The sequence below is a fragment of the Bacillus sp. OTU2372 genome, assembly GCF_038440275.1.
Lineage (GTDB): Bacteria > Bacillota > Bacilli > Bacillales > Cytobacillaceae > Neobacillus > Neobacillus bataviensis_B.
The window spans coordinates 1-1,168 of the sequence record NZ_JASATK010000063.1; the positions used below are offsets into that span (position 1 = coordinate 1).

Annotated in this window: 2 protein-coding genes; both read left to right on the forward strand. The window is 33.6% G+C overall.

All coding sequences use genetic code 11. The features are described from left to right. Nucleotides 1-282: 282 nt before the first annotated feature. Nucleotides 283-636: a hypothetical protein gene (locus AAHB15_RS29870; protein WP_335575882.1), complete on the forward strand. Its 354-nt coding sequence runs from the start codon at nucleotides 283-285 to the stop codon at nucleotides 634-636. A gap of 156 nt (nucleotides 637-792) precedes the next feature. Next, on the forward strand, nucleotides 793-1,029 hold the full coding sequence (locus tag AAHB15_RS29875) for a hypothetical protein (protein WP_342043894.1): 237 nt from the start codon (nucleotides 793-795) through the stop codon (nucleotides 1,027-1,029). Nucleotides 1,030-1,168 lie beyond the last annotated feature (139 nt).

Genomic DNA, 1,168 nt, shown 5'->3' on the forward strand with positions numbered 1-1,168 from the left:
CGGGTGCTTATGTTTAAGATGGGGTTGCGGCAGCGATCCCTTTTTTGTTATTGCACTAACGGAGCAGTTTACTTTAATAAGCACACAATGTTAACTACAAATGGTAGACTCCTGCATTGTGGAAAGAAGTAAAAAACTTTTTAAAGTTATTTCTTCTATTTAATAGTAATTAATTTGAGCGATTTTTATTGTATCTAAAATAATATTCAAAAATTAGTTGTATGTTTGTCCACACAGTTTACTTCCTTTTTGCATTTAATGTATTAAGGGGAGGTGAAAAGTATGAATAATGCTATTGAAATTGGAGCACATTGTGTCGTAAGAATTAATGGTAGGTTCTTTCTTGTGGTAGAAATTGAAGTAGAAAGTTTGAATATTGAGGAATTTGTTTTCATCCGCATTTCCGAGAGAGAATTTAGAGCATTAATAAGAGAAGGTGTTCAACGTTGTACAATTTCTAATCGTGTCCCAACCAATGGAGAATTCATTTGCGTTTTAATTGTAGATGGACAAGCATTTGCAGTTTTCGACGTGGAAAACAATGTTGACGAAGCAGTTCTTGTTAGAATTTCCTTAGAAAGAGCACAGAATTTAATTCGTAGAGGGGCTAGGAGATGTACTGTAATTAATAGATAAAAATAAAAAATCACTATGGTTCTTCTACGGAAAACAAAAGGTAATAACAACCTATTGAGTCGATTCAACGACTCATTTTTATGTGAAAAATAAATTTGTGAAATGATGAACTTAAACTATCGGGTGCAATAGTTGAACTAGCGGGTGAGAAGAAATATGGATTATTCATTCGAGGAATTTGAAAGAGATATTAATATAGGTCACGAGATTGAGTTTAGGTTCAAAGGGAAAATATATAGAACTGTAAATGTTAAAGAGGGGTACGGGGTGGGAGAACATCTTAAAGAGTTTGTTTATTTTAATACCCCTCAAGAACTTTTGGATAACGGAACGGAAAATGGAGAAAAATTGAAGGATATTTGGAACGAAGTTGAGGCTGTAACTGTATTTTAAATTGTTCTAAAACTCCCTCAGTCTTCTTCAACTCCCTCAGTTAAATACGATTTTCTCTCGAATGCTCGCTTATTCGCAGGATTTCATATCCCTTGATTAGGAGTTAACGATTAAATGAAATGAGTTCAGATCATTATGC

Excerpts from the sequence above, each read along its gene's own strand:
- AAHB15_RS29870 (WP_335575882.1), top strand. The coding sequence starts at position 283 with ATGAATAATGCTATTGAAATTGGAGCACATTGTGTCGTAAGAATTAAT.
- AAHB15_RS29875 (WP_342043894.1), top strand. The coding sequence starts at position 793 with ATGGATTATTCATTCGAGGAATTTGAAAGAGATATTAATATAGGTCAC.